The 9,204-nt window shown below is 66.4% G+C and carries 9 protein-coding genes and 1 pseudogene; 5 read left to right on the top strand and 5 right to left on the bottom strand.

Features of this window, described 5'->3' with window-relative positions; translation table 11 throughout:
* From IEY55_RS32990 to IEY55_RS11130, 3 genes are all read left to right on the top strand, one after another.
* On the top strand, positions 1-446 hold a 446-nt coding region (locus tag IEY55_RS32990; RefSeq protein WP_229686264.1), incomplete at its 5' end, for a cbb3-type cytochrome c oxidase subunit I.
* 227 nt (positions 447-673) lie between these two features.
* Positions 674-1,093 carry a hypothetical protein gene (locus tag IEY55_RS11135; RefSeq protein WP_189056729.1) on the top strand — a complete coding sequence of 140 codons (420 nt, stop codon included), beginning with the start codon at positions 674-676 and terminating at the stop codon, positions 1,091-1,093.
* Positions 1,094-1,325: 232 nt separating this feature from the next.
* On the top strand, positions 1,326-1,574 hold the full coding sequence (locus IEY55_RS11130; protein ID WP_373289992.1) for a hypothetical protein: 249 nt from the start codon (positions 1,326-1,328) through the stop codon (positions 1,572-1,574).
* 387 nt (positions 1,575-1,961) lie between these two features.
* Here IEY55_RS11130 and IEY55_RS11125 read toward each other — a convergent pair whose 3' ends face one another.
* The 4 genes and pseudogenes from IEY55_RS11125 to IEY55_RS11110 form a co-directional block, all read right to left on the bottom strand.
* On the bottom strand, positions 1,962-3,326 hold the full coding sequence (locus IEY55_RS11125) for an aldehyde dehydrogenase family protein (RefSeq protein ID WP_189056726.1): 1,365 nt from the start codon (positions 3,324-3,326) through the stop codon (positions 1,962-1,964).
* Complete coding sequence (locus tag IEY55_RS11120) at positions 3,323-4,324, bottom strand: proline racemase family protein (protein WP_189056724.1); 1,002 nt, start codon at positions 4,322-4,324, stop codon at positions 3,323-3,325. Before IEY55_RS11120 ends, IEY55_RS11125 begins: the two co-directional genes overlap by 4 nt.
* 1 nt (position 4,325) lies before the next feature.
* Positions 4,326-5,249, bottom strand: coding sequence for a dihydrodipicolinate synthase family protein (locus tag IEY55_RS11115; protein WP_189056776.1), 924 nt, complete (start codon positions 5,247-5,249; stop codon positions 4,326-4,328).
* A 652-nt stretch (positions 5,250-5,901) separates the two neighbouring features.
* Positions 5,902-6,144, bottom strand: a pseudogene (locus IEY55_RS11110) (response regulator transcription factor); the annotation flags it as partial.
* Between the two features lie 744 nt (positions 6,145-6,888).
* On the opposite strand from IEY55_RS11110, the gene IEY55_RS11105 reads away from it, so the two are divergent.
* Positions 6,889-7,188 carry a hypothetical protein gene (locus IEY55_RS11105; RefSeq protein WP_189056722.1) on the top strand — a complete coding sequence of 100 codons (300 nt, stop codon included), beginning with the start codon at positions 6,889-6,891 and terminating at the stop codon, positions 7,186-7,188.
* Between the two features lie 744 nt (positions 7,189-7,932).
* Here the strand turns inward: IEY55_RS11105 and IEY55_RS11100 are convergent.
* The gene (locus IEY55_RS11100; protein ID WP_189056720.1) at positions 7,933-8,391 is read right to left on the bottom strand and encodes a DUF4142 domain-containing protein; all 459 of its coding nucleotides are present in this window, start codon (positions 8,389-8,391) and stop codon (positions 7,933-7,935) included.
* 529 nt (positions 8,392-8,920) lie between these two features.
* On the opposite strand from IEY55_RS11100, the gene IEY55_RS11095 reads away from it, so the two are divergent.
* Positions 8,921-9,163 (top strand): SHOCT domain-containing protein, encoded by a 243-nt coding sequence (locus IEY55_RS11095; protein WP_229686263.1) that lies wholly within the window; start codon positions 8,921-8,923, stop codon positions 9,161-9,163.
* Positions 9,164-9,204: the final 41 nt, after the last annotated feature.

Below are 9,204 nucleotides of genomic sequence, written 5' to 3'. Positions count from 1 at the left end.
GGTTCGCCAACTACATCCTGCCGTTGCAGATCGGCTCCCCGGACGTGGCGTTCCCCCGGTTGAATGCCTTCTCCTTCTGGCTGTTCCTCTTCGGTGGCCTGTCAGGTGTGCTGCTGGCCGCGCCACCCCTGGACTTCCATGTCTCGGACACCTACTTCGTGGTGGCCCACTTCCACTACGTGCTCTACGGCACGATCGCCTTCGCCACCTTCGCCGGCATCTACTTCTGGTTCCCAAGGATGACCGGGCGCATGCGGGCCGAAGCACCCATCGGGCTCCGGGGGCGCACCGCGCGGCGAGGTCGAACAGCTGAAGGCGCCGTCCGAGGCCACCAACGCCCGCAAACCCGAGGACGACGAGGGTACGGAATCCGGTGGGATTACCAAGGAGCCCGATGGGAACTAGGACTTGTCCGTGGAACAAATACTTGCGACCTGCTGTGTTAGTGGTGCTGCTGGCGCGTGGGCAGGTGTGGAGCGGTGGGCACGGGCAGTCCGTCCAGTCGCGACCATCCGCCTGTCGGAGTTGCGGATTGCGGACCGGCCGCGAGCAGGGACAGGGTCAGTCCCCGACCCGTTCCACCGCATGCCGAGCCCTCCACTTCCGAAAGGCGTTGACAGCTCGGGTGGCACAGACCGCGCCACTCACCCGGTGAAAGAAAGAGGAAATCATCATGTCCCGACTGAGGTCCCTGTTGGCCGGGGTCGGCGCCCTGGCCGTGGCTCTCTTCGGTCTGGGTACGGGAACCGCCGCCGCCGAGCCCGGCGCCAGCCCTAACCCACCGGCGACGCACGCCGTCTCCCAGCCCTCCCACTACTACGCGCCGACCCACAACTCCCAGCCCGCCCACTACTCCCACCACTACCACAGCCCCAACTATGGGTCGGCGTGGGACGGAGGCCCTCCGATGCCGATGAGTATTCACCCCTACCCCCACGCGAACGGTACGGCCGGTGTGAATCCCCCACCGGGTGTGGCTCCCTTGCTGCCCAGGCCCATCACGCAGCCTTCGCCTCCCCCGCAGTCACTGCCCACGCCGTCGTCCTTGCTCTCCCCGTCCCAGATTCCCCTGGTTGGACTTCTTCCCCTCTGACCCTTCGGTTCGACCCGCGTCGAGGGTCGCTGCCGACAGGTAACATGCGCTGGGCCCGCACCCGTACGGGTGCGGGCCCAGCGCATGTCGAGAATGGCAGTCGGGCGCCCCGACCGCGGATTTCATCCTGTATCAGCAGGAAACGAGTAAGGCTCACCAGGATCACATCATCCTGCACGAGCTTGGGCACATTCTGGCCGGACATGAGGGTGACGAGCACGATGATGCGCTGATGGCCGAGTTGTATCCCGAGGTCGAGCCCGAGGTGCTGCGCCGCCGGTACCCGAATCTGGATCCGGATGCGGTGCGGCGGGCGCTGCGCCGCACCTCCTACGACTCCCAGCAGGAGCGCGAGGCGGAAACGGTGGCCACGATCATCCTGGAGTGGGCCTCAGTATTGAACCGGGTCGCCCAGCCGGCTACCACCGATGCGGCACAGCGGCTCGACACCGCGTTGGGTGACCGATGGGGGTGGCTGTGATCCTCCTCCTGGTCAACGGGATCGTGCTCTACAGCGCCCTGGTGTGGAAGCTGTACCAGCTGGGTCGGGCGCCCCGTGAGGTGCCGCTGCGCATCGTGGTGCTCTGCCTGACCTTCGGTGGCCTGGCCTACCCCCTGGAGGCTCTCCTCGGGCCCGCGGTGGTGTCCCAGACGCAGGCGGGGCCGATGCTGCTGATGTGGGCCCACCGGCTGGTGCTGATGCCCCTGATCTACAGCTTGATCTGCTTCTTCCTGTTCTCCACCCCCAACCCGGCCCTTGAGCAGCGCCAGATCTCGATTCACCACCGACCACGGCGCCCACGCTGGGCCAGCGGAGACAACAACGGCGAAGACGCCAGCTCAGCTGACCGCGACGACGCGTTCGCTCCTATCGGATCGCGACGATCTGTACGGTTCGGGACGACGTGTAGAACTGAAGGGCCGCCTTGCCCTGTTCCTTGCCTCCGCAACCGGATTTCTTCTCCCCGCCGAAGGGAAGATGGAAGTCCACGCCGCTGGTCGGAGCATTAATCTTCACCATTCCTGACGCACATTCATCCACATAGGACAGAGCAGCGTCAAGGTCACTGGTGTACAGGGCAGTGGCCAATCCGTAGGTGCTGTCGTTGGCCATCGTCAACGCATGATCCACGTTGGACGCTGAGATGAGCGTGCAGATCGGCCCAAAAACCTCCTCACGGTTCAGCCGTTCCTGTGCGCCCAGCCCCGTCACCACTGTCGGACGGACGAACCAGCCGTCCGCGGGTTCCTTGCCGGTGAGCAGCCGTCCCCCCGCACGCTCGGCTTCCGCCACGGCATCCACCACCCGCTGCCGGGCCACCTCATTGATCACGGGGCCGACCACGACGCCGTCCTCGGCGGGATCGCCGTACCCCAGGCCGAGTACCCGCTCGCGCAGCGCCTCGGCGAACGACTCCGCATCCCCAACCACGATGACCCGCTTGGTCGCGGTGCACTTCTGCCCGGCGAAACCCATTGCTCCATAGGCGATGCTGGCCGCGGCGTGATCGAGGTCGGCGTCCGGCAGCACGATCGAGGCGGACAGCCCACCCATCTCGCACTGGGCGGGTATCCCCCGTTCCGCGGCGGCCATCGCCACCCGCCTGCCCACAGCACCGGAGCCGGTGAAGGAGACCAGGTCCACCACATCGACCAGTGCCCTCCCCGTTTCGGCGTCCCCCGGCAGCACCGTGAACAGCGAGTCCGGCACGTGCCCGGCGACCAGTTCGGCCAGCCGCAGCGCGCACGCGGTCGCGTCCGGGGACGGCTTCACCAGCGCGGCGTTGCCGTAGGCCAGTGCCGGAGCGGCCTTCCACACCGGGATGGCCAGTGGAAAGTTCCACGGTGTGATCAGTCCGGCGGCCCCACGGGGCCGGCGTACGGTGAAGGACAGCCCCCTGCTGGCCGGGTACGTTTGGCCGACCGGGTCGTAACACTGCTGGGCGTAGTAGCGCAGGATCGCCACGGCCCTGGCCACCTCGCCCGCTGCCTCACCTGCCGGCTTGCCGACCTCACGAACCATCAGACTGGTGAGCTCTTTTTCCTGGTTGGCAAGGGAATCAGCCACCGAGCCGAGTGCCACCGCCCGTTCGGTCGCAGGAACCCGAGCCCACCGCCGCTGCGCGCGACGTGCCCGACGTACGGCTTCAGCAACCTCCGCCGGGGACGTTGCTGGAGCGTCCACGACGACATCGGACGGCCGCTGTGGGGACGTGGAAACCACACGGGTCATAGTTGGAACCCCTTGGGAAACGGGTCGGATGGGTCGAGCAGGTACTGCGCCATGCCGGTGATCCAGGCTCGGCCGGAAATCGTGGGCACCACCGCTGGGCGGTCGCCGACCGTCGTCCGCTCGATCAGCCGCCCGGTGAAACGGGTGCCGATGAACGACTCGTTGACGAAGTCCTCGCCGAGCGCGAGCTCGCCCCTGGTATGCAGTTGCGCCATCCTCGCGCAGGTGCCGGTACCGCATGGCGAGCGGTCGAACCAGCCGGGGTGGATGACCATGGCGTTGCGGGAATGACTTCCGCCGACGCCCGGCGCCGTGAACTGCACATGTTTGATGCCGGAGATTCGCCGGTCAACTGGGTGTTCCGGCCGGCGCTGCTTGTTGATCGCATCGATGATGGCCATTCCGGCGGCGAGGATGCGCTCCTTCTTCGCGAGGTCGAACGGGATATCGAGCTGTTCCAGAGGAAGGATCGCGTAGAAGTTCCCACCGAATGCCAGGTCGTAGCGAATCTCGCCAAGGCCGGGGACCTCGACCAGCACGTCCAGCTCGTGCGTGTACGCCGGCACGTTCTGGAACGTCGCCGACTCGGCGTGGCCGTCACGCACCGCGACGTCCACCACCACCAGTCCCGCCGGGGTGTCGAGCCGCACCGTGGTGACCGGCTCGGTCACGGTGACCATCCCGGTCTCCACCAGGACTGTGGCCACCCCGATGGTGCCGTGCCCGCACATCGGCAGGCAGCCGGAGACCTCGATGTACACCACGCCCCAGTCCGCGCCCTGCCTGGTCGGCGGCTGCAGGATCGCGCCGCTCATCGCCGAGTGTCCGCGCGGCTCGTACATCAACAGCTGGCGGACGTGATCCATCTGCTCGATGAAGTGCGTGCGCCGCTCCGCCATGGTGTCGCCGGGGATCACGCCGACGCCCCCGGTGATTACCCGGGTCGGGTTGCCCTCGGTGTGCGAATCGACCGCGCTGAAGTACCGTTCGGCCCGCATGTCACGCCGCCACGGGGTTGGCGCGCAGGTACTCGGTGGCGCGACGCATGTCCGACTCCAGCCTCGTCCGGTCCGCGGTGGCCAGCGGACCTCGTGGTGGCCGGCACGGTCCGCCGTAGCGACCGGCCATGTCCATCCCGTACTTGATCGCCTGCACGAACTCGGTGCGGGAGTCCCACCGGAACGCCGCCACAAGCGGCTCGTACAACGCTCGCGCCCGCGCCAGGTTTCCCTCCTTGGCAAGGGAGTACAGCAGTGCCGACTCCGCCGGGAAGACATTGGGGAAGCCGGCGAACCACCCGCTCGCGCCCATCAACAGTGACTCGAGCGTCACGTCGTCGGCACCGGCCACCACGTTCAGTCCGGGTGCGACCTCGCGGATCTCCAGTACCCGTCGCACATCGCCGGAGAACTCCTTCACCGCGACCACGTTGTCGATCTGCGCGATCTCGGCCAGTAGGTCTGGGGTGAGGTCCACCTTGGTGTCGATCGGATTGTTGTAGACCATGATCGGCAGCCCGGCCTTGGCCACCTCCTCGAAATGGTGGATCACCTCCCCCTTGTTCGCGCGGTACATCGTGGGCGGCAGGCAGAGCACGCCGTCCGCGCCATCCTCGGCGGCGAGTTCCGCCCAGTGCCGCGCCTGATGCGCGCCAGCACCGTGCACACCGACCACCACTACGCCGTCGGAGCCCACTGTTTGGATCGCTGTTCGCGCGACCGCCCGGCGCTCCTCGTCCGTCAGCGAGGAGTACTCACCAAGCGAGCCGTTCGGGCCCACGCCGCGACATCCGTTGTCGATCAGCCAGCGGCAATGCTCGGCGTAGCGGTCCAAGTCGGGCCGCAGCCCCGCTGGGGCGTTCGCGTCCTCGGCGAACGGCAACGCGGTCGCCACGATAACGCCGCTCAGATTCTCCTGCGTCATGGCCTGCTCTTCCTCGGGTTCCAATGGTGTCCCCGCCAACTCACCGAGCCCTGTCAGGTTGGCGATGGGTCGCCGGGACATCGACGCCGCATCGTGTCGGCGAGCGAGGGTCCGAGGTCTTCGCGCAACCCGGCCGGCGGCTGGGGCGACCGTTGTCGGGAACGCCATCACCAACGCCAGCTCGGGAGCGGGCTCCTTGTCGGTCAACAGGATGTTGCCCTTGCCGGCCGCAGTGGTACCCGGCATCAGCTTCGCCCGGTCCAGCACGGTGACCCGCAGGTCCGGGGCGCTCGATGCTTCCGCGCAGGGCGCAACCACCACCCCCGCGCCGACGACGATCACGTCCTGGTCCGCCACGCCGCCCCACAATCGTTCATTTCAATGAACGATCGGCAGCGTAGATACAGCAGTGACCACCGTCAATCCCCCGGCGTCATTCCGCGTGACGAGCACACGAGCTGCCCGGCCGCGACAGGCCAGCGTCGGCTGGACGCTCAGTGACACCAACGCCACCGGACCACCGACCGTGGTGTCAATGTATGGCCGCCGCGCCACGAACAGACCGTTCGCCAAACTGAACAGTCGTCTCGGTGTTCGAGTTGGCCCGCCGGACTCCAGCCGCGGCAGCATGCCCGTCGCGATGCCCGGCGGACTATCTACCGTTGTTGTCGTGTTCCTGGGTGTAGCGGTGTGGTGTGACGAGGCCGGTTTCGTAGGCGAGGACGACGGCCTGGGCACGGCTGGAGAGGCAGAGTTTCGCCATGAACCGGTCGAGGTGCGTCTTCACGGTCGCGGCGCTGAGCGTGAGGTGCGCCGCGACCTCGGCGTTGGACACGCCTTTAACGAACAGGTACAGCACATCTGTTTCGCGCGGTGTGAGCACGTCCAGGTCTGACGGTGACACGCGCGTCAGCTCCAGGCGGCGCGAACATGCCTCGATGAGCCCGTGGCACCACGCCAAACCGTATGTCCGTCGCGCTAAAGCACCGATGCCAACGTGACGCCAGCCTGCTCCACAACCACATGCGGCACATACAGCGTCGGTTGTACTCCCGCCCCTGCCTACCGTCGATGTTCGACCTCAATCTCAATGCCGAGCAGGAGGAAGATGCCCCCTTTCTCCGCTAGCTTCGGGCCACGTTCACGACGTCACGGGAAAGGACGTCGACATGACGAGGCCGCCAACACGGTTTGGTCCGTTGCGGCAGGCAAGACGGCCGTGCCACCCGACAAGCTCGGTTGGTCGATCGCGGCAACAGCGATGCCGATGTCGGTCTCCTCCTCATGGCGTCTGTTCGCCGAACCGTGTCGTCGCCCCATTCGGCAGCCCGGGACACTGCGACTCGGGTCAACGCAGTGCCCTCCACCGGGGGGTGAAGGACACCGCGTGGTCGTTTGGGGTGAGCGACCCGATCTCCCAGCCGTATCCCAGTAGGAGCCTGCCCGCGCCCCCAAGGTGCCCGAGTGCTCGATGCTCGACGGAACGCGGTCGCGACCTCTCTGTCGGCCGCCTGCGAGCACGTCGGCCGGAGACGGCTCCGGAACAGGGGCCGAGGTGATCTTTTCCTGCTTCCGCTCCCGAGCGCCACCACTCGCGCGCCTGCTCGCGAAACTGTCACACGACACGAAGGAGGCAAGCATGTCCACGGCTGATGTCCCATTGCTCGGACCGGCCATTCGTGCCCGCACTCTCGAGCAGATCCAGCATCTCGTCGATCGAAGTTACCTTCCCGGGCTGGGGCACGTCGCACTGCACCTGCCTATGCTGATCGACGGGGAGCTGGTTCGCTCGGAAGCCACGTTGGCCGTCGCATACCGCGCCGAGTGCGGCATGTCCGTGGTTGACGAAGAGACGACCGCGACGTGGACATGCTGGTTGTGCGAGCAGGCTCGCACCTGCCGTGCATCGGTCCCAACCAGCCGCGGCACCAGCGAGTAGCGACTCAGCGCCGGCCCCTGCTCCGGTTACCGATCCCCAGGGCGAATGCCCTGACCACGACGACTGTTGGAGGAATCGATGGGAGCTGCTCGAGGCTTTCCTGCGGTGACGGTGAGTGCCGCGGCGGCGATTGGCCTGTTGGTCCGTTGGCGGCATCGCCGGCACAGGCGACACAGAGCGAACAGGTGTCGGATGCCCGCTGCGCAAATACACGAGTCAACAACAGGATCGGGAGCTTCAGCGGAAGGATTTGTCGGCCCGTCAGGCCGGACCGTGTGTAGACGATCAAGGGTATCCTCAGGGACAAGCCCGGAGGTCCCCGATGGGTCGTCCTTCGGATCTGGACTGACAGCTCCTTCAAGGAACGCCCACCGGCGTACAACGGCGGGTCCACCGACATTGACATGAAAATCCGTTCTAGGTTTCTGCGCGCGATGCTTGTGCCCGCCTCCCAAAGAGATAACGAGGACAGACTCCTTGGTGCACCCGGAGTCAGAGACCACACCTGGTTCGCGAGCTTGCCACTACACACTCGACGCTGAGAGAAGACCCAAAGAGCTGTCCCGCTTTCCGCGTGGCAGCTCTTTGGGCGGTGCTGGTTTCTGTGAGCACAGCGCCCACCGTACGGGCCACCGGTACTCCGCATCCGTGGCGCAACACCCAACACCCCGTGGATTCCTGATCTGGGATCCACGCCCTTGTCGTGATCGGTGTGACCCGCACGGCCGGCATGGAACAAAGCCGTCAGCACACGGTCAGCGCCCAGCGGACCAGCGCGAGATGATGCCGGATCAGCGGCTCGGCGTCACTCGCCAACTGCTTCACCTCGGCGGACTTCCCGTGCCAGAGCTGCTGCTGGATGAGATGAAGCGCCTCGAGGTGACCGGCAATCTGCAGGTACAGCCAGGCTCGGTCGAAGTGCCGGCCGGTCTTCTCCGCGATCTCGTCCAGTTCCTGTTGCTGCCGAGCGCTCGGCGCGTCGGGCAGTGCCACGCCGTGGCGCAGCGCGACCGCGACCAGGTCGGCATCGAGCCGGGCATGTTCGGTGACGAACACGGCCCCGATGTAGCGAAGCGGGGTGCAGCTCGCCCTGTTCTGTGCCAAGCGTCCGGCGACGATCTCGGCGAGGTTGCTCTGATGGAACTTCACCAGGAAAATCCGGTCCTGGTGCGAGATCCGAGCCGTCCCCTCCACATGGCTCACCGGGGATGTGGCAGAAGTGGATGGTGTGGTTTGTGGTGCGGCTGCCGCCTGGGCGCCGGAGACAGCCGTCATCATGAGGGCACCGGCCATTCCGACGGCAGCCAGAAGGCGTAACGACCTCATATCTCCTCCTCGGGCCGACCAAATCGACACCCAAGAAAATTCCCACGGGGACGGGAATGCTATACAGCTCACGGGAAGGACCACGCGAACGGCCCAGCACGCGTTCGTGCCACCGCGACCACCGCCACCTTCCCGCATCGCCTGACCTGGATGTTCGCCGGGCACCCGAATTCTCGCACTTACTTGCACAACAAAATTGACAGTACAGAAGATGTGGGATCAGAGAACAAGCTGGATCGTGGGGGCGAGCGGCCCGCCGACCTCGGGCGCCAAGCACCGGCATCGCACCGGAAGGCACCTGGCTCAGGAGTGGGTACCCGACGAGCAACGGAGCTGCCCGGGCCGCTCGGAGCGACATCACGATCAAGGGGTGCGGCGGTCTCGGCTTCGATCGGACGAAGGAGGGATGACCATGGTGGACGGGATGGGCGGCGTGTTCTGGTGGATGGCGCTGTGGGGTCTGCTCGGGCTGGTGCTGCTGGTGCTTGCGGTGGTGGCCATCTTCTGGCTGGTGCGATCCATGATCCAGCCGGGCCGCCCCGGCACCGATCCGGCCGAGGAGGAGCTACGACGCCGGTATGCGCTCGGTGAGATCGGCCGTGAGGAATACCTGGAGCGGATGACGGATCTCCGCCGACCCCCACCCTGAGCAATCGGGCGAGGTCACGTATGAGCGGCCGGAACCCGGCG

Origin of the sequence: Longimycelium tulufanense (genome assembly GCF_014645795.1) — a bacterium.
GTDB lineage: Bacteria > Actinomycetota > Actinomycetes > Mycobacteriales > Pseudonocardiaceae > Longimycelium > Longimycelium tulufanense.
Note: the sequence above shows the minus strand (reverse complement) of the source record. Positions and strands in the feature narration are given on the sequence as shown.

What these genes read in the sequence shown, in the direction of transcription:
- IEY55_RS11130 (WP_373289992.1), top strand. Translation starts at nt 1,326, where the DNA reads ATGGCCGAGTTGTATCCCGAGGTCGAGCCCGAGGTGCTGCGCCGCCGG.
- IEY55_RS11115 (WP_189056776.1), bottom strand. Translation starts at nt 5,249, where the DNA reads ATGACGCAGGAGAATCTGAGCGGCGTTATCGTGGCGACCGCGTTGCCG.
- IEY55_RS11105 (WP_189056722.1), top strand. Translation starts at nt 6,889, where the DNA reads ATGTCCACGGCTGATGTCCCATTGCTCGGACCGGCCATTCGTGCCCGC.
- IEY55_RS11120 (WP_189056724.1), bottom strand. Translation starts at nt 4,324, where the DNA reads ATGCGGGCCGAACGGTACTTCAGCGCGGTCGATTCGCACACCGAGGGC.
- IEY55_RS11135 (WP_189056729.1), top strand. Translation starts at nt 674, where the DNA reads ATGTCCCGACTGAGGTCCCTGTTGGCCGGGGTCGGCGCCCTGGCCGTG.
- IEY55_RS11125 (WP_189056726.1), bottom strand. Translation starts at nt 3,326, where the DNA reads ATGACCCGTGTGGTTTCCACGTCCCCACAGCGGCCGTCCGATGTCGTC.
- IEY55_RS11095 (WP_229686263.1), top strand. Translation starts at nt 8,921, where the DNA reads ATGACCATGGTGGACGGGATGGGCGGCGTGTTCTGGTGGATGGCGCTG.